Source organism: Rossellomorea sp. H136, from assembly GCF_056838065.1.
Genome location: NZ_CM166371.1, coordinates 4,230,456 through 4,254,452 on the forward strand (window position 1 = coordinate 4,230,456; position 23,997 = coordinate 4,254,452).

Below are 23,997 nucleotides of genomic sequence, written 5' to 3' on the forward strand. Positions count from 1 at the left end.
TATTGCTCAATTTTTTGTAACTTTATTGGACTCCAAGTTCCTCCAGAATCCTCTCCAATGATTTGCCTTTGTAGTTCTTTGTCGCTTTCGGAGCATTCTCTGCTGATGGATTTTGCAGGAGGTAATTCTTCTGCACATAACCAATGTCTGCTGCATCGACATTGCCATCGAAGTTAATATCTGCATTACGGTCAGATGTCCCCCACTTCTCTTGAATGTAAATAGCATCCATCACATCAATGACATCGTCTTTATTTACATCACCAGCTTCGAGTGTTGTGAACAAGATATCTTTATTTCCATGAGTTCCTATCTTAAACGTTTTATGGAATGTGAAGTGTCCTGGTACATTCAATTCCATATTGAGTTGTTCACCAATTACTGTTAATGGTAAATTGAAGTCAAACCCTGGTCCATTTCCTATAGTTCCTTCATAAACTGTTCCTTCCTCACCAGTCATTTTTGCTTCTGCACTGAGTGTTGAATAATCAATATTCGTCGCAGGATCACCATTATATGGGTTCATGAATGCCTCCGCTTTAATGGTACCTTCAGCCATTGTACCGGGTTTCATTCGAAATTGAGGTGTTGCATTAAACAACATGTCTTGAGTGTTTCCTTCAGCATCGGTAATGGAAGTCCTCAGACTACTTGGTGAAAGCGTTCCTCCATACCACTCATCCTTTACCTTATACGTCACGTTAACTAAAGGCAGGTCTCCCGTTAAAGGCTCCTTTCCTTCCTTCAAGGTTGCGGTTACCTCTAACTGTGAGGAATAAGGATAAGTATTATCATTGTCAACCTTCACTGAAATTTTATCACTCATGCCTGGCGCTGGTTTAACCTCTGCAATATCAACATATTGATTATTATAATTTAATGTGTAAACAGCTTCTTTTACCTTTTCCACATTATTTAAGGACAGAGTGACATCCAAATTTTCACCCATACCTGCTGCCCGTTTGTCTGGCTGTGCAAGTGCATAAGGCTCCCCTTCTCTGATAAAGTAAATGTCACTGGTTTCTCCATAGTATCCGTTAGTCGCAGGATCGATCCCATCAAACACAAGATGCATTGGTCTTGTTTCGTCCATTGGAATGTCAACAGAAAACGTTCCATCCTCATTTATCGGCAGTTCTCCTCTGTTTCGGAAGTTCAAATTATCCTGATAGAGGACTTTATTATCTCCTTGAGTAAAACTAAAGCCTTCATCTTTCATGGCCTCAATTTCTTCATCGAAAATTGAACCTGTAATATTTACTGTTTTTTCTTCAGGCTTGTATTCATATACACCGGACTCAAGGTTTAGATCAAACTTTGGTGCAGTATAGTCAATGTATAGTGTATCTTCTTTCGAGAAGGTCCTGCCTTCATCATTTGTGGCAACAACTTTCACTTTATAAAAGCCAGGCTCAGCACGTTCCGGATGATGAGCAATTGGGTTATCCTGACTCCCTGTCATCGGATAGTAAACCCCATCAAAAGCATTTCTTAAAGACAAATCACCATTCGTTAAGCTCGAACCAAATCCATCAACTGATCCAATAAATCCGATTTCTTTATTTGTTTTTCCATCTACCAGGAAGAGGTCAAGTGTCTTCATATGTGATTTTAAATTGAAAGTTGCATCGGTAAATCGAGCCATACTTGAATTAAAATAGTTAAATGGATAGGTCATTGCTTCATGGCTAAGATTGTAATAATTGATTCCTTCTTCCACAGTCTGAATTCCAAATGGCACCTGGTAGGTTTCATCCGGATTGTCTCTATTTGTATACACGACATAGCCTTCATATGTGCCCAGTTCTGCTGTTTTTGGAATCGTAATGAATACATTCGTTTTCTTCTTGGCATTTCCGTTAACTTTTATTGTTGATTTGGTTGTAAGGTTTACTCCGTTCTCCGAAGCATCCTTTGAGCCTCTGCGATTCTTTTGGAACTGTACCGTTACATCAAATGTTTTGGATTCTTTACTGTTGTTGTAAAGGACAACGGAACGATCCTCTGTTAGATGTTGACCATTTGGGGCAAATGTACCGAAACTGATAGCTCCCGTGTTATTGTCTATACTTTTTTCTTTACCACCAACTGGATGCAACGTTTTGCCCAGCACTTCAATTCTTGTGTTTGAATGGACAGCCTCGTATGGATCGACAACACCGGCCCCTACTTCATACACACTGTAATCACCATTTAACGGATCTGCCGTATTCATTAAGGTTTCCTTAACTTCTGATGGTGATAATTCTGGATTTGATTGTAATAATAGCGCTGCTACACCCGCGGCATTAGGACTTGCCATTGATGTTCCGGATAATCGGTCGTAAGCGTATTCATACTGCCCTATTTGATCCTCTCCATGCATGTAGGATGGGATAGTTGAGAATACAGAAACACCAGGAGCTGTTACTTCCGGTTTAATGTCATATGTTGTACGAGCGGGACCACGGGAGCTGAAGTCTGCCAATTTGTTTCCTTCGGTCGTTTCTTGTCCCATTTCATCAAAAGAGAATGTTGCTTCTCCCTCTGTGACCTTCTTTTTCAGCTCATTTCCTTGTTCGTAAGATAAATTGAATGTCGGAACGAATTGATAGCCTTCCCCTAAATAGGTAGGGATGAAGCCTTCTTCCGGAATATTATTATAGAGCAAGACAGCTTTTGCGCCTTTTTTATAGGCTATAGTAATTTTATCAACAAAACTTGTAATGCCTCTTTGAATTAATACGATTTTCCCTTCCACATCTTTATTATTATAATGCGATTCATATCCGAGCGAAACATCAACAACTGGAATACTTTGTCCCTTTAGCTCCTCCAAGTTGTCTCCATACCCTTTTCCAAGCAATTTCAAATCTACAGGAAGCGTGGTGTCTGCATGAAGTGTTCCTTTCGCCGTAACAATATTTTCGGAAGTGTCACTGGCACCAACCGTTATAGCTAATGGGGCTGTTCCCGGAGAACCAAGTGTATACATGCCGCTGCCGCTGTTTCCGGCTGATACGACAGCTGTCACGCCGGCAAGTACGGCATTATTTACTGCTATACTTGTTGCATACATTGGGTTGTTGTAGTTTGCTCCAAGTGAAAGATTGATGACATCCAGTCCATCCGCTACAGCTTGATCAATTCCTGCCAATACATCTTCTGTATATCCGGAACCATAGGGGCCCAAGACTCGATAGACATATAAATCAGCATCTGGCGCTACCCCCGTTACTGCATGATCGACGCTGTTGTCCCCTGTACCGGCAATGATCCCCGAAACGTGTGATCCATGATGAGTATAATAGTATGCACCTGTGAGGGGATTCCTTTCTCCGTATCCTGAGTTCTTCCAGTCTTCATACGTCGTTTCCATCGGATCATTGTCATTGTCCACAAAGTCATAACCGCCTTTATAGGCATCCTTTAAATCAGGATGGTTATAATCCACGCCTGTATCCAATACCCCTACCTTTATCCCTTCGCCGGTAAGTCCTTCAGCATGTAATTTATCCACTCCTGGAAATGTACGCATTCCTGTTTCATTATTTTCGTTAGAGGATTCACCTTTTTGTACAGGAGGCTCTACATGTACCTCATCATTTGACCATACTGCTTTTACTTCGTTAGATTCCAATAAAGCCTTTACTTTGTTGGCAGGCAGTTCAATCGCAACACCATTAAAGGCATTTTTATACGATCTTTTTACTTTATAAACCTCTTTTTTCTTTTTTGCTTCTTTTTTATAAATCTTTTGCAGATCTGATTTGAATGTTTTATGTGCTTCTTCAGCTTTTTGTTTAGCCTCGTTAAGTGACAGCTTTTTACCATTAGCAGCAGCCTCTAATACCGCTGTCTCCGCGGGCTTGTCCTTAAATTCTACAATGACAGATATTTCTTCATTACTATCAAGATTAGTTTCTGGGGATAGCTGCAGTCCTTCTAAGTTGTTCACTTTTAATTGATTTAATGCTTGTCGCTGCTCGGGTGTCAATTTTGCCAGCACTTGGTCGATGGGTGATGCTGTTGATGCGGTGGCAACCTGGTCTACGGGAGTCTGTCCAATAGGATTAAATAATAAACCTGTGCCTAGCGTCAAAGTTGTTAAACTTTTTGTCAATTTGTACTTCATTCATCTCTTCCCTTCTATTTTTAATAACCCTCTTCATGATTATATTTGGACTTTACGGGATTTAATTTTCTGAAAATTAAATCAAATAAAAAAAGAGCCTTTTTTACAGCTCTTTTCCTCAAGACAATTATTCCATTTTTTCAGTTTGTAGCAGCTGAGAATATTTTTTATCATGTTGGGATGTCGCATGAACTCTATAATGCCAAAAAGCTAACAAACATTTTTTGAACCTTTCCATATTCCCAATCCTATTTGATAAATCCGCCACTTCTATAAGTTCATCCAAACCTTTTTCAAATTGTCTGTTTTTACATTGAAACAAGGCATGCGCATAGCGAAAGTCTAAATACATTTTTTCTTTCAGCCACGGTTCCTTGCTTTCGGCCATATCGTCGATTACATGTTTGAACCTTTCTATGAGTGTCTTGGCATCATTTAGACGATCTATTCGAATGTATGTCTCAAATATCCTAGGCAGTCCCACATATATATCTTCCCTGCTTTCCAGCCAGGAGAGATACTCATCTACATATTCCAACTTACCAAAATCCAACAGGGCCGCATAGCGATTACCTGCAGCAATTCCCGCATAATACTCGCTTATTATTGAGTATTCATCTATTATATTCAATACTTCTTCAAGGGAGTTCCCAACCCTTGAAAGAGCAAGTCCCTTATACATTAAGGCTCGTCCATAATAGTCGCCTTCTGGTGCCAGTTTCTTTAATTTTTCTGCGTAATTCAGCACCTGCCTCCATTCCTCACGCCGATAATAATCTGCCATAATCCACATGTAGGCCTCCAACCTGATCTCATTCGGCATATAAGCTAATTGATCTAACACAAAAGACAGGGCATGCTGTCCTTTGTCGGTCCCTCTTACAATATAGAATCTCCTGAAATAACTGATTGCAACTTTTTCTGAAAAGCGATCCGACTCACTTTCAATAATCACCTCATAGAGCGGGAGTGCCTTTTCGCCTATTCCTTCCTGAAAAAGATCTTCGGCAACAGTAAATATATATAATAGATTTTTCTTTCTGATCGTTTTTGACTGTTCCTCCAGCATTAAATTTATTAAGTCATTGTAAAGGTTGACATATCCTTCTGCTGCACACTTATACAAGAATTGTATACTTCTGCGTTTGTCCGCATGTTGACCTTTATTTAAGCATTCCTCTACATAGTACTGATAGAGAGTACCTTCAGATAAGCCGAGTGCATTTGTTATCGCATCCAGATTTTGCAAAGAAAGAGGCTGCCTGTGATTAAAGAGGCGGCTAATCTCGCTTATATGAATACCGGATCTCTTGGAAAGCTCTGTTTTATTCCAATTTTTCATTTGCATATACTTTTGTATTTCTTGATAGAGAGCAGCATTCATTTGATTCACCTGTTCCTTTTCATAAAACGAATTGAGCTGTTGCCATGAACAAACTCCCTTGATTGATGTTGATTTGATAGAATTTTTCAAAAACATTATCCCATCAAATTCAATTATAATCAAAGGAAAATGATAGAAAAGTAACAATAAGAGAGGACTAAACAGGCTTTGTTGATACCTTAAATGGAAGGTATTTATTCATTACTATTCTTTCAATCATGGAGTGGATGTGGCATGGATAAAGGAAAAATCATTAAATTTTATCGTCAGAAAGCCAAACTAACACAAGAACAGCTTGGATATGGGATTTGTTCAAATACACATGTTAGTAAAATCGAACAGGGGAAAACGGATTATTCTTCAGAAATCACCTCTTTGTTTTCTAAACGGCTCGGAATTAATATTGAAGAGGAGTTAATGCGGTACAAAAATATCAAGAGGCTCCTTCATTGTTGGCATGATGCGATGATCAGGCAACGCGCTGAAGAAATCGAAACGATAAAAAACGAACTGGAGAAAGAACCATTAATAACGCTCAGTGACTACCAAGTTCTTTATGAACTTCTGAATGCTAGATACCATCTACTACATCAAGAATTTAAACAGGCCGATAAAATCATAAAAGCTATTAATAAGAAGCATAAACATTTGCCACCGTACGAAAGAAACTTACTTAAGCATTTATCAGGCATGTATTACTTATCCAAAAAGGATGTATTAAAAGCATTCGCTACCTTAGGAACAATTAACGTTGATGATTACAATAATGAAGAGTACTATTTAACGTTAGCGACCTCCTACCTTGCCACAGGTTCAAAGGTAATGGCTTATTACTATGCAGAAAAGTCGTTGCGATACTTTATCAATAGTAATAATTTGCTAAAAATGATCGACGCAGAAATGATTATGTTGATGACTCGCGAAAGTGACGGATACAGTGATTTTCAACAAAAAGTCGAACAATACGATGCTTTAATTCAAACTTGTAATTTATGTCATGCTTTTGAGAAGAAGGCACGTGTGCTTCATAACTTAGCTTATGAATACTATAATAGAAATGAATATGAATCTGCAAAACGACTGTACGAACAATCCATGGACCTAAAAGAAAAAAAATCAACATGTTATTTAACTTCCCTGGAAGGTTTCATTTGGAGCTGCCATAAAGGTGATTTATTGGCGAATAACGAACTAGAAAACCTTGTACTTGAAGGGATTTCCATTGCAAGGGAGCTCAATGAATATTTATCTTCAATCAACTTTAAACTTCTTCATCTTCTACTAAACAACCAGCAAGCTGAATATTATAACTACCTAATCACTAACGCTCTACCCTACTTTAAAAAGCGTGGTTATGTATCGTTGGTCCAACAATACGAAAAGGAACTTTTTCATTATTACATGAAAACAGACGAAACCAATAAGGCTCTTGAGCTGGCGACAAAAGTATTTTCGGATTAATTAATAATGGAAAATAAATGCCAGGAATTTACCCCTGGCATTTATTTGTATTCACTAATTTAGTGTCTCAAGACCAATTGAGCGGAATAATTTTTCCAACGTAACTTTGCCATGTTTTTCTTTTGGCTTTTTGTTCTCTTTGGCATCAGGTCCTTTTTCCAAGAAATTCTTCTCGATGAAACGAAGGTCCGTTTCATCTACTTTTCCGTCTTGGTTCACGTCTCCCTTGTTAACTCCTACATTTTCTTTTCCGTATGAGAAAACGGAGATGATCGCATCTTGTATATCAACCACCTTATCCCCATTAACATCACCAGCCAGAGCTTTGCCCGCATCTACTAAGATCCGTACCCCGGCGAGATCTCCATCGACGTTTTTCACTAATTTCGCCGAGGCTTTGGTCATGAGGTGACCTGGTACCTTTACATAGATTTCATACTCTTCTTCTGATAACGGAAGGTTATCGATTATAAAGTATCCATTATTAGCAATTTTAGTTGCTTCGTAGGTTTTACCATCTGCCGCTTTTGCATATACTTTCGCTCCAAGCTTAGAATAGTCGATCGAATAATCCAATTGTCCATCTTCTTTGTAGAAAGCTTCAGGATAAATAAATCCATTCACACTAGATTTTCCAGCCAGAAGCGTAAATAACTTGTCCTTAAATACACGGATAATGGTAGGATCAGAATCTGATGTTTTCTTATATTTAAAAGTACGCGTTTCAAATGACAAGTCCTCTGGGGCATAGTATTCGTCACCTATGACTTTAAATGTGACATCTAAGAATGGAAGATCTTTATCGATTTTCAACTCATTTTGGTCAATCGAAGCCCCTACTTTCACGTTCCCTGCAGTGACTGCTGGTTCAGATAAATTAACCTTTACTCCTTTTTGCTCAGCATATTGCTTAAATTCCTCATTGACTTTGACATTTTCAAATTCAAACAAACTTTTATAAAAAGGGATGCTGAATTCCCCGGAGGCGAGCTGCTGAACATTGTTCAAATTCAATGTCATCTTAATTTCGTCACCTAAACGGACCTTTTCTTTATCATAACTAGGAACCACATATTCCGTTCCTTCCTTTATGAACATGTAGTTCTTAATGCCCTCTGGATATCCTACGGATGCTGTAGCATTATCGAAAATAAATAAGTTGGAATCCAGATAAGACATCTCGTCAAGTCTTGCCTTCGTTGCGGGGAATCTAAAGTTTCCTTCCCCATCAACTGCAAGGAAAAAATAGTTGTAGTACGCGTATTCCCACCATTGCACACCATTCACAGATTGATTAATATCCAAACCTTTGTTTTTGAGCGCATCGACAGTCGAATCATATACATTCCCATGTACCCATACGGCGGGGCCATCATATCCACCCTCTGTCGTATACATCGAATCGTTCACTTCATAAAGACCAGGTTCCATGGATAGCTCTACTTCCGGAGGCGTATTGTCAATCATAACAACCGCTTCCCTACTGTGTGGTTTACCTTGCTCATCATACCCAATCATTTCGAACGTATAATCACCTTCCGGCAGTTTCACCATTTTATCAGAAATCGGCTGTGAAGGATCATTGGTGAATGGGTATACCTGTCCTTTAAAAATTTTATCGCCCCAATAATCAATACCAGTCATTAAATGGCTTGCATCAATGGTTGCAATAAATCCAATTGCTTCTCCGGTTGTTCCATCTTTCACCAACATATCAATAGTTTTTAATTGGCTTGATAATTTGATGATTGCATTGGTAAATGGCGTATAATACGGATGTGTCTTCGAATCATTCGCAATCATCGGTCTTGTCAATACCATCTTCTCAAATCCTTTATCTGTCACACGGATGGCAAAAGGGATTTGGTAGTTCTCTTCTTCATTTTTCGAATTGACAAGGTGAATGTATCCTTCATACCGTCCGAATTCCGCATCTTCTGAAACGCGTATAGTCGGCTCAATCTCTGCAGAGTTTCCTGCTTCTACAGAAACCGTATCGGGTATCGTTACTTCTACCCCATTCTTACCGGCATCTTGAATCTGTCCCTTAGCCGGTATAAACTTAACATTTGTAATAAATTCCTTCGTATCTTTTTCATTTAGATTTTGAATTACGACTTTTCTGCTGTCTTCAATATGTCCTTCTTCCTCTTTAAAGTGAGTGCCAAAAGCAATGGAACCCGTTTCTTCATCAATTTCGACAAGGCTGCCATCTTGTTCATGCATCGTTTTGTCCAGAACCTTCACCAATGTATCCGCATGGACTGCCTCATGGACATCAATCCGGCCTGCACCAACTTCATTAACGGAATAGTCACCATTCATTTCATCAGCAGTATTCATCAAAGCTTCCTTCACTTCAAAAGGTGTGTATTCGGGATGAGCTTGCATGATGAGTGCTGCAGCACCTGCTACGTGAGGCGAGGCCATTGATGTTCCACTTAGACGGCCATATGCAGCATCATAACTTTCTCCCTCTTCGGGATGATTGATAAACTCAGGAAAAGTTGAGGATATCGCCACACCTGGTCCTACGACATCTGGTTTAATGTCATCATTTCCGTGAGCTGGCCCTCTCGAACTGAATTCCGCTAAGTGATCTCCCCCTGTCTTGACGCTTCCTAACGACTCAAAAGTAATTTCTGATTGTGATTTCAGTTGTTCCCCTTCAGCCTTTGATATGCGGAAAGCAGGTATATAATTAGTCCCTTTGCCTATAAAAGCTTCTATTTCACCATCGACATTGTTATAAATAATCGCCGCTTTAGCACCTGCATCTTTTGCATTTTGCACTTTTTCATCGAAAGTAATGAGGCCGCGTTCTATGAATGCTACCTTACCAGCTACATCTTTATTAGTAAAATCGCTTTTTGCACCGATTCCCACTTCAACAATTGGAAGGGTCATATTCTGGAGGTCTTCCAAGTTATCTGTGAAATTTTGTGCTAACAGCTTCATATCCTTAATTTCTTGATCTCCCCAATTGGCAGTAATGGTCGGGATCGTTACTGACACATCGCTGGCACCAACTGTTATTCCTAATGCAGCCGATCCTGGAGATCCCAGTGTTTTTTCATTAGGGCCTGTGTTACCTGCCGCAACGACCGTAACAACGCCAGAGAGCATTGCATTGTTAACCGCTATAGACGACGGATTAAGAGGGTCATTGATATTCGACCCTAGAGACAGGTTGATAACATCCATACCATCTGTTACCGACTTGTCAATCCCTGCCATTACAGCAGTGGTGGATCCACTCCCATATGGACCTAATACCCGGTATGCATAAAGATCGACATCAGGAGCTACCCCCTTTACGGCTGCTGGAGAGCTGTTTTCCTTGGATGCTGCGATGGACCCTGATACGTGTGTTCCATGGTATGTATAATAACTGGAACCATTGAATTCAGGCTTCCCAGAATCCTTCCACTCTTGATAAGTCGCCTCCATCGGATCTGAATCATTATCGACAAAATCGTATCCGCCTTTATAAGAGCCTTTTAAATCCGGATGGTTATAGTCAATACCTGTATCAATAACCCCTACTTTAATCCCTTCACCTGTAATATTCTCTTGGTGAAGCTTGTCCGCACCAATTTGTGAAAGACTGTCATCTACATGGGATGGAGTCCCTGAATTCATTTCTTTTGCCTCTTGTGGGAGATCAAGCTTAACTTCATTATCCTTCCACACTCGCTTCACGACTCCTGTACTAAGAAGCTCTTGAACTGCCCTGGCCGGCAACGTCATCGCTACTCCGTTGAAAGCTGCATGGAATTCTTTCGTTATCTTGGCATCCTCCATTTTTTCATCATCTGGTCTATTTAATTTTTTGACCTTTTTCCACACTTTTTTAAACGTATCATGCTCGCTTTCAGCTTTTTCTTTTGCAGAAGATAGAGACACTCTTTTCCCTTTGACAGCTTGCTTTGCCACCTCTACTTTGGCCGGAGCCTGATTGAATTCGACGATTACGTTAACCATTTCAGAGCTGTTTTGGTTTATCTCTGGTGATATGGTGAAACCAGGCGAGATTTCCAGCTCTTTCAACGCCTTCCTTTGCTGATCCGTTAAGTTCATCAACATCTGCTCTACGTTTTTCTGTTTATTCTGAAAATTTTCTTCAGCAATAGCTCCTGATGGAATACCTGCGGAAACTAACAAACTGGCAATTAAAGTGCCCTTAAAAATAGGTTTAAGCTTTCCTGTATTCATAACGTTCCCCCTGATTGTTTTTAATGGTTAAACACTACTAATACAACTGTTTACGGATGAATGAATAGTCAGACAACCAACTAATAAATAGATCAATTTAAAACAAATGGGTACCCTATTTCAAATTTTATATAACCTTCCATAATGCGACAATGGGGGGAATCGTTCGATAATATCCAACATTTTACAATAAAACCAAAATCGTCTACAGGAAAAAAGATCTACTTTTGACTTGATTGGTTCCCAACATTGAATATGTGGTCAATCAGCTTTTATTGGTTTTGAAGTTTTATGTGCATGTGACAATAGCTGTCTCCCTACAATATGGATTAAGGAACATAGAAAGAATACTATATGTCAGTCTGTTATCCTCTGAATCTGCAACCTATCAACACATTACAATAGTAATAGGTTTTAAGACCTGAAATTTTGTAATGAAATTCCCCCAAAAGGAACTATCATGTAGTCTAAACGGATTGTGACGAGACTTGAGCAGACGAAAAAAGCTTGGAATAATAGGATATCCCAAGCTTCGTTTATTCCTGATATCAATCTACCAAATAGAACCTAATTTACTATTCGCCCATTCACCTGAGCGGTTTTGATGGAAGAGCTATTAACACCTACGCTTCTTTCTGGATTAGCGAGAAGTAAGAAACAGATTCCAAAGATGAATAATAAGGCTGAAGATAATACAATAGCATGATTAAACCCTTGAACTGCGTGATTTCCTGCCGATTGTACAAAGTTTCCGACAACAGCCGACCCAACAATCCCTGCTAATGTCGCAATCCCCATCATTAGACCCGACATTAATCCTCCACGTTCAGGAAGTAAATGAGTGACAATCTGCGGTCCCATGATAAACATGAGAATCGATGAAGCCTGAACAAAACACATTACAGCAAAGATCCAGGCTGATTGAGATAGGAGTGTGAGAGAATAAAAGAGTATTCCAGCGAATATTAAAGACAACCCAGAGACAAAAACATGTGATTTTCTATAACTTTGATTCTTTCTGAATAAACGATCTGTCAGCCATGATAGCGTAATATATAAAACGCTTGCGATAACACCAGCTGCAGCTATAAAGTACCCCATGTTTGTTTGCGTAAAGCTTTTGACCTCAGTAAGATAAGTAGGCATCCATACAAGAATGAACGCCACCATCCAGTAAGCGGCAAACCCAGCAAGACTAGTAAATATAAAGGTTCTCGATCGTAAAATGACTACGAGTTCGGACCATTTAATTTTTTCTAAAGGTTCTTTGGTATCACTTGCCATTACCTTGTTCTCCGGTTTATCACGTCCTAACCACATCCAAAGAATAAACCAAACTAAGCTTATACATCCTAATATTCCATAAGCTATACGCCAGCCGCTGCTTACGATCAAAGCAACCAAAATCGGAGCGGATACCAACGCGCCAATTGAATTGCCGAAATTCAGGATAGAGAGCGGCAAACTGCGGGATTCTGGAGGAAACCATTTGTTCAGATGGTTGACAGCCGTTGCATAAAACGGGCCTTCCCCAATTCCTAATAGAACACGGGACAGTAGAAGTAAAGGGAGCCCCGTAATGATAAACGCACTAAATTGTACAACAGACCAAATGAGTGCCATAATAGCCAACATTTTCTTTGTCCCTATTCTGTCGGACAATGCAGCTCCGATCACACCAGCAATCGAAAAGAACCAAAAAAAACTGCTACCTACCACTCCCCATTGTGAATATGTCAGATTAAGATCTTTCATAATTGGAACAGCCGCAAGCCCTGCGATGGATTTATCTGCAAAGTTGATCACCGCAAGAAAAAATAAGAACGCAAGTATCCCCCAACGCATATTATTCCAATCCTCCCTTGATAACTAAATATACAACCCGTATGAAACTGATTGCGATATTCATTCCATTTCTTATAGTGAGCGATGAAATATGATTAAGGAGTTACGATAGCAGGAGACCAGCCGAACTCATCTAATAGTGATAAAAATTCATTCAGTATCGTTTGATCACCAGAAATGATTAATTTACCGGCAGCTACTGCTTGTTCTGGTGAAAGCAGTTTAAGACCGATTCCATAGAATGTCATTTGATCAAGAGCCAGGGCGACATCCGGATCAGCGTCTACATTACCTTCTTTATAGGTCAAAACAGCATTTTCTAACCTAATGGTATATGTTTGGTTAGAATTCGTAAGTGTAACATTCAATGTTATGTTTCTTCCATCTGCTTTTGGACCGTTAAGTTTAATAGCCATCAGCTTTAAAAAATCAGCTACTGGCATATAGTTAATAATTCCAGAAACATCTAATGGGGGAAGGTCTTTATTCATTCCATTTCTCAGTTCGGATGCTCCAACCAGATATATATTGCGCCAATTGGCTGATTCTGCTTGGTAACCTAATTGTTCGAATGCATCTGCTAATAAATGTTTCGCTTCCAGATTTTCTGGATCTGCCATGACTACATTTTTTAGTACTTGAGCGACCCATCGATATTCACCGATTTCAAAGTCTGCTTTTGCTTGTTTCAAAACAGCATTCGCGCCACCCATGTATTCTACATATTTACGACCAGCTTCTACTTGCGGCAATGGATCTAAATCTGAAGGATGTGCACTATAATAACCTAAATAAAAATTGTAAATTCCTTTTGAATTATGCTTTAAAGTACCATAATACCCGCGATTCCCCCAATACGTATCTAAAGAGTTGGGAAGTTTGATTGTTTCAGCTATTTCATCCATCGTATATCCGTGATTGGCCAGACGCACTGTCTGGTCGTGCATATACTTATACAAGTCACGTTGCAATTGTAAGTGTTGTATAGCACGATTTTTTCCCCATACTGGCCATGCATGAATCATGAGCAACGCATCAATCTCTTCATCTTCAAATAAATCGATTGTTTTTTCGAGTGAATTAGCCCAATGGAGAGCATCCCGGGTTTTTGCCCCTCTTACTGTGTAGATTTGATGCATCAATTGATTGGCGTTCTCTGATACAAATAATGCCTTATACTCTTGTATATAAAAATGCATTTCTGCTGGTGCTTCTGTGTTTGGAGTTAACAAAAATCGAAAGTTTATCCCATCGATTTCCATCGTTTGGACTTCATCTTCGATTTCAACAGTAGGCATTTCAAAACTCATGGTCCCAGAACTCATAGTCGGACCAAGCCCAATAGATACAGAACCCTTACTGCCATCTGGAATGTTTTTACCAAACTGATACTCTGCCCTGCGCGCCATAATCTTACCCAAAAGTACATTTTCACTTAATGCTTCTTCTGTAAAATGTTGGGGAACGACAATAGGGATATCCGGATTTTCTGCATACTTCAGAACTGCTTGAATACCAGCAAAATGATCCGCATGACTTTGACTTATAATGATGGCTGAAACTGGCTTCCTTGGACGATGTTTATAATATAATTCCATTGCAGCTTCAGCAGATTCAGTACTTGCTAATGTATCACAGACAATGACTCCTTGGTTGCCTTCTATAAAGAAAGTAGTGGCAATTGATTGCCCACGAATTTGATAGACTCCTTCTACCACTTCAAACAAACCAGATATAGCCTGTAATTGTGCATTTCTCCACAGGCTTGGATTTACAGTCTCAGGAGCAGTACCCTGTAGAAAATCCAGCTTATCGATGTCCCAGACGACTTCCCCGGAATCGTCCTTAATCATTGTAGATTCCAATGGTGCAATAAAACCTCGTTTGGCATCTTCGAAATCCTGTCGATCTTCAAAATTCAGAGAATCGTACACTTCTGAATTTGACTTTTTAGTATACGAAGTAGCGGGCATAGATTGATTTGATAGTTTGCTTATCATACAAACCTCCAATAATTGTTATTTTGTCATTAAGTAAAAAGGAAAACACTCTGAAATCCCTGGTACTTATGGTAGTTCCCCAACCATACATGAATAGTAGATTTTCAAGTGTTTTCCTTGTAACTGGAGTGCCAGATTTTGAATATAATTAGATTGCGACCGAAGCTAAGCCTTTATAGTCGTTTCTTCAAACACTTCGTTGGTCACTTTGGTAATAACCGTTGCTGGTATCTTATAGAAAACTCCGGCAGGGTCATTATGAACAGCCGGCACCAAATGTTGCAGCTGATCTTGATTACTTTCAAATTCAGCAAATGTGTCTGGTAAATTAACTGCTTTACGGAGATCCCTTATATAGTTGATAACATCCTCTAAACATTTTTCAGGTTGTTCTGAAAGATCCTTGATTCCTAACGCTTGGGCAAACCCAGTGATTCGTGGCAGATAGAATTCAGGCATTGATTCCATTACGTTCGGCAAAAGTACAGCATTTGCCAGTCCGTGAGGGATTTTAAATTTTGCCCCTATCGCATGGGCCAAATTGTGAACCGGAATCGCATTCAGGCACAGACAGAATGCAGATATCGCCATCGAACTCGCCATTAGCATATTTGCCCTCGCTGAAAGATCGTCTCCCTTTCGAACGGCAGTTTGTAAATTGTCTGCAATCAACCGAACCGATTGCAGGGCATAAGCATCTGTCATGGGGTTGGCCTTTGGTGAGAAATAAGCTTCTACTGCATGAGTCAAGGCATCAAACCCAGTAAATGCAGTGATCTTAGGAGGTAGTCCAACGGTTAAATCAGGGTCCAAAATAGCCATATCTGCACTGATGAACGGATGAAGAAGGTTTGTTTTTATCCCTAGCTTTTCATTAAAGATCACAGCTGCCGGTGATACTTCAGCACCTGTTCCAGCCGTTGTCGCAATGGCTACATGCGGAATCGGAATAAATTGGGCATCCGGCCACCACTCCATGACATTTCCGGTAAGAAGGGAATCACGGATATCATCCAGACCTTTATGTAACATCCACTTGATCCCTTTGACTGTATCTAAGACGCTGCCCCCACCAAGAGCAATCAAGGAATCACCGTTGCACTCTTTAAAGAAACGAGCTCCCCGATTAATAATTTCACCTTTTGCGTCCTGTTCGATTCCTTCAAAAACTCCAACGAGCTGAGGCGTACCAGGTATGATTTCAAATAATTCTTTTATCTGATCTGTAATTCCAGCCTGAGTTAACCCTTTATCTGTGTAGAGTACTGCCCGTTTACCTCCAAGCCCTTTAATCATCTCAGGAAGTAGGGTTCTGGATCCCGCCCCGCTATTAACAACAGTTCTAACAGAAAATTGAAAATATGATGTCGACATTGGATCACCTGCTTTTTTTATTTTTGTATTCTGAACGCGATTTGTATTATCCCAATAACATTTGATACCAAGGTCTTTGGCTTACTTCAGGTACGAGGGAGCAGTGAACATGCTTGACTTGAGAATATTCATCCAGCGCATGGCGTCCCAATTCCCTTCCAAAACCGCTTTGTTTGTATCCGCCAAATGGAGCATCACTTCTCATCATATGCCAATCATTGATCCATATCGTCCCAGCCTTTAATTCACGTGCTATTTTCATTGCTTTATTGACATCCTTAGACCAAACACCACCTGCTAATCCGTAAATCGTATCATTCGCAATTTCAATTGCCTCCTCAACTGTGGAGTATCGAATGACGGAAAGAACAGGGCCAAAAATTTCTTCTTTCGCAATCTTCATGTCATTATGAACATCTGCAAAAATGGTAGGTTCAATATAATATCCATTTTCAAATCCTTCTACTATCCTGCGCTTTCCTCCGCAAACCAATCGTGCACCCTCTTGAACACCGGATTCAATATAAGAAAGAACGCTGTTCAATTGTTGCTTTGATACAAGCGGCCCCATACCCGTTCCCATATCTAATGGATTTCCAATTTTAATCGTGCTTGCCATCTCTGATAATTGTTCGATTACTTGTTCATAAATGGAATCATGGACAAGGACACGGGTGCCTGATTCACAAACCTGCCCTGAGTGTGTCAAGAATCCGAATAAAATACCAGGAATGGTGATATCCAAGTCAGCATCCGGCAATACAATGGCTGGTGATTTTCCCCCTAATTCTAGAGTGACGCGTTTGACCGTTCCCGATGCCATTTGCATGATGCGTCTCCCGACTTCTGTAGAACCTGTAAAAGCGACCTTGTCTATACTTGGATGGGTCACAAGCTCCTCACCGATGCTTGCTCCAGGACCGGATACAACATTAAATACACCTGCCGGTATACCGGCTTCAGCAGCCAATTCTGCTAATTTCAAGGTAGACAACGGCGTATTGGATGCTGGCTTGATTACAATTGAGTTCCCCATCGCCAACGCAGGAGCCAACTTCCACATAGCAAGAATCATTGGAAAATTCCAAGGTGTAACGGCCGCTACAACACCAATTGGTTCCCGCCAGATCTGGTTATTACTTGGGCCAGGAAATGGTACTGTAGGAAGGGATTCGACGTAGGCATACTCTACAGTGAACTTTGCTGTTTGCTGCAGGAGATCTACTATGGATAGTATGTCTAGGTTTGAGATACGTCGAACGGTAGCTCCCGAGCTGATAGATTCTAAGTAACCTAGTTCTTCAGCATGTTCAAGAATCTTATTTCCAAAATGGACAAGTACGTCTGCACGTTCCTGAGGAGACTTTTTAGACCATACTCCCGAATCAAAAGCACGCCTGGCAGATGAAACAGCCTCCTCTACATCTTCTTTCCCGGCTTTCGCTACCTTTGCCGCCACTTCACCTGTTGCAGGGTTTACTACCTCAAACGTTTCTCCGCTTTTCGCCGGTTTCCACTCCCCGTTAATATAGAGTGGGTAATCTAGGATTTGCATCGCTGCTTCCATTTAGAAACTCCTCCTTTTTCATTCCTTTATAGACCACAAAATAAAATAATGCTCTCTATCAAACTATTTAACTTCAACTCGTTCAACTCGCAGAGCCCTTCTCAAAATTTCATCTGTACAATTATTAGATTCCTTCAAAACTTGATTGTGCCTCTGGTACTTTGCAAGCTTGTCCTCGCCAAGGAAGCGCTTTCAATAATATCTTCAGTTTCTTATTTATCATGCTTCCATGTTCATAGGGACTTAATGGAGACTGTGAAAATTACCATTCTCAAATTCTCTGGTTTCTCTCTCTATTTTCAACTCTATATTTATTTCCCCCCCCTACTTTTTATTTTTCAGAATATTATCAATTGCTTGAATTTAGTATATATATAATTTACACTGAAATAAATTTACTATTAATAATGAATACATTACCTACACTTCTATATTAAAAGGGGAATCCTATGCATATCGAACAACTGGAATACATAGTAAAAGTTGCGGAAACCAAATCGATTTCATTAGCTGCACAAGACCTTCATGTTTCTCAATCCGGTATCAGCCAATCCATTACGAAATTAGAAGATGAGTTGGGCGTTAAGCTATTTAAACGCTACAGACGCCTTGGTGCCATTCCAACAGAAGAAGGCAAAACATTAATTAAAAAGGCATATGAGGTGTTAATTAGACTTCAAGAATTTAAGGAAGAAGCACAATCTCTTAACACGATCGTTTCCGGAGATTTAAAACTTTCATCTATCCCCGGCTTTATGCTGCTACTGTTAGAACCATTATCTGCTTTTAAAAACGCTTATCCTAATGTGAATATAGAAATCTCTGAAAAAGGCACACAGCATATTATTGAGCTTGTGGAAAAGAATCAAATAGACATTGGCCTTATTACGATATATGAAGAATTGGTAAAAAAAAGAGAAGATTTATCATTTGATGCAATACTTGAAGGACAAATGAAGGTATATGTTGGTAGATCGTCACCTTTGGCTTCACTTAAATCAATCACTCCTGAACTATTAATGAGTCAAAATGTTATTTTATATAACGGGGATTATGTAAAAAGGTTTGCCGATCATTTAATTAGTACATTTGGACCAATGAATATTTTATTTACTTCGGATAATACAGAAGTAATAAAAAATGCGATTATTGAAGGATTCGGAATTAGCTTCGGGCCAGACTTTGCTTTAAAAAATGACCCTTTTGTTTTAAGCGGAGAAATCGTCCCTATTGAAATAAAAGGCTATGAACAAGTAACAATCTGTTTGGGATGGGTTCGTTCAGAGAATAATCATTTTTCCATAAACACAAAGAAATTTTTAGAACATTTCAAATTCCACTCCCGAATGTAAGTAAAGAAGGTGGAAGATTAGCTGAAACACTTGATAAATTAGTTTTCATTTTGGATATTATGACCCAGAGGGATAGTTTAATAGAAAAAAAGCCCTCCTAAGAGGGACGAATATGTTAATAAAGTGGCTGACTGTTCTGGCAAGGGGGAAATCCATTAATATCTTGAATCATATAATAATCATACTGTTTTAGGGCGAATTGCGTTTGATACAAATATTCAATAACAAGAACCTTGGATCCCGAAACACCGCACAGGACTCCTGATGTTCCCTGCCCATTTGTTAATGAAATTCCTACAGGCTGGCCCGTTAAATATCTGATCTTTTGTTGCCAAGGCATATCATCACTCCTTTATGTTAATCATATTACATTGGAAATGATTAGTGCCTGTATCGCTTATCTTCTTGATGATTTTGTTGAAAGCTGTGATTGGTTACCTCACACTTGATCAGTTGTCCATTATACCCACTGGAAGTTTTTCTCCATAAAAAAAGCAACGACCATTGGCCGTTGCTCTCTTTCCTTACTGAATATTTAATTCCTCCAACACACTTTCTAATGTTTGTCCATTTTGTGTTTTCAGAGGTTCTGGAGAGTTATCCATCCAAGGATTTTGCATCATATAATTATTGGTGACAAATTGCATATCCTTTGCGTCTACTACTCCATCAAAGTTAATATCTGCTTCGCGTTTGTCTGTGTTCCAATTCGATTGGATGGAAAGTGCGTCTTTCACATCAATTACATTATCTTGGTTCACATCTCCAGCAGGTGCAGGTTCAGGAAAGATTGCTTTCCCATAAGGTTTCACTTCTCCATTTTCTTTCAACCCGACTGTAAAAGTTTTCTTCACCTTGAAATGTCCCGGCATCTCTATCTCGAAAGTGAATGGTTTATCTGTTAGTGGTAACTTAGCTAAGAAGAAATCAGTATTCACCTCTCTGCTTCCAAAATCGGTTGCATATTCTTTCCCTGTTTCATCTGATACTTTCACTTTCGCGCCAGCTTTAACATAATCAAAGGTTTTTATTGGTTCACTTGGCACCCAAGGATTCTTAAATGCTTCCGGAAATACATGTGATTTCAAAAGAGAGTACGTCCTTTCCACATGAAAAGGAATACTAATACCAGTTGCTGATTTCGACGTATCATCTGTATTGGTGTACGATACATCGAATTGTTTAAAACCTAGATCCCCCGAATTAGAATCCTCATTTACTTTATATGTGATATCTACCATCGGAACCTTTCCTGATCCCCCAGTTTGTGCCCCATCACCGGTTAACTCCGCAGTAAGGTTCGTTTTTACCATTTTCTGTCCATCAATGGTTACATCTGAATTCACTGTCTGAATATCCAGTTTCCCATTCAATGTTGCGTGGGGTATAATGCTTGTTACATCTACGTTTGGTGGATTCACAAAGGAATACACTGCTTGCTTCATGTTTGTCATATTGTTCATCGAAAGGGTAACCGTCACCGAATCGCCCGCTGTTAATTTCTTTTTGTCTGGAATAGCTGTTCCATACTGAGTTCCTTGCTTCACAAAATATACCTGTTTATAACTAGAATAGTTTTGCACTGTTGCCATGTTTTCTGCATACATTTTCACTGGAAGTACTGATACACCTGGGATCAGTGTAAGCTCCGTCGAAAATTTCCCGTCAGTGTCTAATGGAACTTCAGTGTTGTATCTACCAAACTGATAGACAAACTTATTATTAGCTTGAGACACATCCATACCGCCAGCTATCATTTCTTCATTCCCTGGATCGTAAACAGAACCTGTTAATGGTACAGTTGTTTGATCCGGACTATATTCTACTACACCAGAGTCCACGTTGAGATCGAGGGTTGGCTGGGTAACGCTATAGTAAACCGGCGCATCTGAGGTAAAGGTTTTCCCTTTATCATTTGTCCCTACCATCCTGATATTGTATAATCCTGGTTCGGTTTGTTCCTTATCATACGCAATTGGCTGATCTGGATTCCCCGTTAACGGATGGTAATAACCTTCGTTCAGCACACCTCTTAGATAATATTCAATATTTTCATCAGCACCCATTCCGTCAAATGAACCAAGAAAACCGATTTCTTTGTTCGTTTTTGGATTGACAAGGAAGAGATCCATCGAACGCATATGAGATTTTAATTGGAAGTTAAGGCCGACTGACCATCGGATACCATCATAACCAGCCTCGACAGCGGTCGTAAAAGCAGGAGGATTTACCTCAATATGATCAATGCCTTCTTCCGCTGTATGAATGCCAAATGGTACACGATACGATTCATCCGGATTGTCTTTATTTGTATACACAACATAGCCTTCATAGTTTCCTACTTCAGCCGTTTTCGGAACTAACATGGTAACCGCAGTTTTCTTTTTCTTACCTGCCTTCACTTTCAACGTGTCCTTTGTCTCCACGGTGACACCGTTTGCCTTCGCATCGTTGGCCACGCGTGAATAATCGTTATCAAACCTTTTTCCAAGTGTTTGGAATTCGACTTTCACTTCGAATGTTTTCGTTTCTTCGCTGCTGTTGTACAGTGTGACAGAGCGGGTCTCTCTTATATGCTTTCCATTTACAGTCTTAGCACCGAAGCTAAGAGCTCCTGTCTTCTCTTTAATCGTTTGGATTCCCTCATCTGCAAGAGTCCATGCTCCGCCATTACTCGTTTTCGTCTCGTCACTTACTTGAATGTTTGCTTGTGCATGAATCGCTTTATACGGATCCACACTTCCTGCGCCAACTTCAAATACGCTGTAATCTCCATTTAATGGAGCTGCCGTATTCATGAGCCTCGTTTTAATCTCGGCAGGCGTCATGTCAGGATCAGTTTGTTTTAAAAGTGCCGCAACCCCTGCAACATTTGGCGATGCCATGGATGTACCAGATAAACGTTCATAAGCATTTTTGTAATTCCCGATTTGATCTTCTCCATGCACATAGGATGGTACCGTAGATAAGACCGACACCCCAGGAGCAGTTACTTCCGGCTTTATATCATATAAGACGCGGGATGGGCCCCGAGAGCTGAAGTCAGCTAATACATCCCCTCCGGTCACCACTGGATCACCTAACTCATCAAAGGAGAACGTTGCACTCCCAGAAGCCAGTGCTTCCTTCATTTCGGCTCCTTGTTCATCACTTATAGAGAATACAGGAAGAGAGTCAAAACCTTCTCCTAAATACACATCTTCCAGCGGATAGGCGTTGTATAACAGAAGTGCCTTCGCCCCTTCTTTTTTCGCATTATTTATCATAGAGCGAAGATCAATATATCCACGTGTGTCAAGGATCACTTTCCCATTCACATCTTTGTCAAAATAAGAGCCGTTTTCTCCATCTACAACCTGCAAATTTTGTCCTTTTAATTCTTCTATTTTATCGTCAAACCCTCTGGCAATCAGCTTTAAATCCGCTGATACATTTTCATCTGCATGGAGTGTTCCTGTAAATGTTGGAATCGTGACAGAAGTGTCGTTTGCCCCGACAGTTAGCGCCAATGGAGAGGTACCAGGTGAACCAAGTGTATACATTCCATTTCCTGAGTTTCCTGCTGACACTACTGCCGTTACACCTGCAAGGACAGCATTGTTAACGGCAATACTTGTCACATAGAGCGGGTCGTTGTAATTTGCACCAAGGGACATGTTAATGACATCCATATCGTCTTCCACTGCTTGATCGATCCCGGCTAAAATCGCACCAGTACTGCCTGTGCCTTCAGGACCTAACACACGATACGCATAAATATCAGCATCTGGCGCTACGCCAGTTACTGCAAAGTCTGATTCGTTCGTACCTTGTCCGGCAATGATTCCTGCTACATGCGTTCCATGCTCCGTGTAATATGGCGTTGCAGACCAAGGCTTTCCTGCTTTCACCCAATCATCATACGTTGTTTCCATCGGGTCATTATCGTTATCCACGAAATCATATCCGCCTTTATAGGCGTCTTTTAAGTCAGGGTGATCATAGTCGATTCCTGTATCAAGAATTCCAACCTTCACTCCTTCTCCTGTAAAACCTTCGTGATGAAGTTTCTCAATGCCAGGAAAAGTGGTATTCGTATGCGTTTCTTCCTTCTGCTTGGATTCTTTTTCTGTGACAGGCGGCTCGATGTGAACTTCCTTATCACTCCAGACAGCCTTTACCGCCTCAGAATCAAGCAGTGCTTTTGCTTTATTGGCAGGGATGGTCATCGCCACACCATTAAATGCATGCTTGTAAGTCTGCTTGATTTTGATAGAGGATTTCTTTTGTTTCAAATCATTCTTGAAAATCGTTTGCAGATCCTTATGAAAGGTTTCATGTGCTGCGTCTACTTTTTCTTTTGCTTTCGTCTTAGATAGTTTTTTTCCTTCTAACTCCGCTTCCAGCACCGCTGTCTTTTCAGGCTTATCCTTAAATTCTACAATGACAGAAATGGTATCGTTACTCTTTTGATCTACCTCTGGAGATAGCTGCAGTCCTCCTTGGACATTCGTTTGTAATTGTTTAATCGCTTGACGCTGCTCTGGAGTCAACTTCGACAGTACTTGATCAATACCTGAAGAGGGCTGTGCATGAACTTGGTGTGTTAGTGTGGCCGGTGCTAGACTACTGCCTACAAGACCTGCACTAAGTGCCAACATTGTGACATTTTTGGTGATTCTCTTTTTCATCCGTCTTTTCCCTTC

General features: G+C 40.1%; 11 protein-coding genes. 2 read left to right on the forward strand and 9 right to left on the reverse strand.

Annotated elements, in window-relative coordinates; genetic code table 11:
* Positions 1–22 precede the first annotated feature (22 nt).
* Both ACYH0O_RS21460 and ACYH0O_RS21465 read right to left on the reverse strand, forming a co-directional pair.
* Positions 23–4,114 carry a S8 family serine peptidase gene (locus tag ACYH0O_RS21460; RefSeq protein ID WP_482630255.1) on the reverse strand — a complete coding sequence of 1,364 codons (4,092 nt, stop codon included), beginning with the start codon at positions 4,112–4,114 and terminating at the stop codon, positions 23–25.
* A 127-nt stretch (positions 4,115–4,241) separates the two neighbouring features.
* Positions 4,242–5,588: a helix-turn-helix domain-containing protein gene (locus ACYH0O_RS21465; RefSeq protein WP_482630256.1), complete on the reverse strand. Its 1,347-nt coding sequence runs from the start codon at positions 5,586–5,588 to the stop codon at positions 4,242–4,244.
* Positions 5,589–5,732: 144 nt separating this feature from the next.
* Here ACYH0O_RS21465 and ACYH0O_RS21470 point away from each other — a divergent pair, with 144 nt between their 5' ends.
* Positions 5,733–6,959, forward strand: coding sequence for a helix-turn-helix domain-containing protein (locus tag ACYH0O_RS21470; RefSeq protein WP_482630257.1), 1,227 nt, complete (start codon positions 5,733–5,735; stop codon positions 6,957–6,959).
* Positions 6,960–7,013: 54 nt separating this feature from the next.
* On the opposite strand, the gene ACYH0O_RS21475 is transcribed toward ACYH0O_RS21470, so the two are convergent.
* The 5 genes from ACYH0O_RS21475 to ACYH0O_RS21495 all read right to left on the reverse strand — a co-directional run bounded on the left by ACYH0O_RS21475 (position 7,014) and on the right by ACYH0O_RS21495 (position 17,960).
* On the reverse strand, positions 7,014–11,174 hold the full coding sequence (locus ACYH0O_RS21475) for a S8 family serine peptidase (RefSeq protein WP_482630258.1): 4,161 nt from the start codon (positions 11,172–11,174) through the stop codon (positions 7,014–7,016).
* Positions 11,175–11,741: 567 nt separating this feature from the next.
* Positions 11,742–13,019 (reverse strand): MFS transporter, encoded by a 1,278-nt coding sequence (locus ACYH0O_RS21480; RefSeq protein WP_482630259.1) that lies wholly within the window; start codon positions 13,017–13,019, stop codon positions 11,742–11,744.
* Positions 13,020–13,114: 95 nt separating this feature from the next.
* Entirely contained in the window at positions 13,115–15,019 is a 1,905-nt protein-coding gene (locus tag ACYH0O_RS21485; RefSeq protein ID WP_482630260.1) for an alkyl/aryl-sulfatase, read from the reverse strand.
* A 165-nt stretch (positions 15,020–15,184) separates the two neighbouring features.
* Entirely contained in the window at positions 15,185–16,393 is a 1,209-nt protein-coding gene (locus ACYH0O_RS21490; RefSeq protein ID WP_482630261.1) for an iron-containing alcohol dehydrogenase, read from the reverse strand.
* A gap of 46 nt (positions 16,394–16,439) precedes the next feature.
* Positions 16,440–17,960: an aldehyde dehydrogenase family protein gene (locus ACYH0O_RS21495; protein WP_482630262.1), complete on the reverse strand. Its 1,521-nt coding sequence runs from the start codon at positions 17,958–17,960 to the stop codon at positions 16,440–16,442.
* Positions 17,961–18,409: 449 nt separating this feature from the next.
* On the opposite strand from ACYH0O_RS21495, the gene ACYH0O_RS21500 reads away from it, so the two are divergent.
* Positions 18,410–19,312: a LysR family transcriptional regulator gene (locus ACYH0O_RS21500; protein WP_482630263.1), complete on the forward strand. Its 903-nt coding sequence runs from the start codon at positions 18,410–18,412 to the stop codon at positions 19,310–19,312.
* 115 nt (positions 19,313–19,427) lie between these two features.
* Here ACYH0O_RS21500 and ACYH0O_RS21505 read toward each other — a convergent pair whose 3' ends face one another.
* Positions 19,428–19,652, reverse strand: coding sequence for a hypothetical protein (locus tag ACYH0O_RS21505; RefSeq protein WP_282138535.1), 225 nt, complete (start codon positions 19,650–19,652; stop codon positions 19,428–19,430).
* Between the two features lie 184 nt (positions 19,653–19,836).
* Positions 19,837–23,982, reverse strand: a complete 4,146-nt coding sequence (locus tag ACYH0O_RS21510; protein ID WP_482630264.1) for a S8 family serine peptidase — start codon at positions 23,980–23,982, stop codon at positions 19,837–19,839.
* Positions 23,983–23,997: the final 15 nt, after the last annotated feature.